This is a genomic window from Vibrio sp. 378 (genome assembly GCF_033339435.1).
In genome coordinates this window covers 1-516 of record NZ_JAWOUO010001202.1, presented here as the reverse complement: position 1 = coordinate 516, position 516 = coordinate 1, and the positions used below count along the sequence as shown (strand labels likewise).

Here is a 516-nt window from a genome sequence, read left to right as displayed (position 1 = left end):
GTGCAACAAGTTCTGTTCGCTCATCAATGACCATAGTTCTGTCGAAGTCTTTCTGGTTATAGATCCTGTCTTCGATGACTTCACCATGCTTATCGACTTGCCCTTTGGTTGGTCGCCAACCTTGCAAATCAACATCAATATCTACACGCACAACTTTGTAAGGGGCTAAGAAACCGTCTTCAATACCTTGCTTTAGAGAGTAGGTATAAATGGCATCGCCAAAGTACTCGGTGTTAGACACGATATCGGTTTCTTTCGGTGTCGCGGTTAGCCCTATTTGAGTCGCTGAACCGAAATACTCAAGAATCTCGCGCCATGCGCTGTCCTCAGCGGCACTGCCACGGTGGCACTCGTCAACGACAATAAGGTCAAAGAAATCAGGATCGACCTGTTTGTATGCTTTTTGGTGCTCTTCTGGGCCAGTCAGAGCTTGATACAGAGCTAGGTGGATTTCGTAAGCGGGATCGACTGTTCGACCAGTGACTTTGGTCATAGCGGTGCCAAACGGCTGGAAGT

Annotated in this window: 1 protein-coding gene; it reads right to left on the bottom strand. The window is 47.9% G+C overall.

Annotated elements, in window-relative coordinates; all coding sequences use genetic code 11:
* Window positions 1-516: DEAD/DEAH box helicase family protein (locus R7Q48_RS31140; protein ID WP_318134289.1), on the bottom strand; the 516-nt coding region annotated here is incomplete at both ends.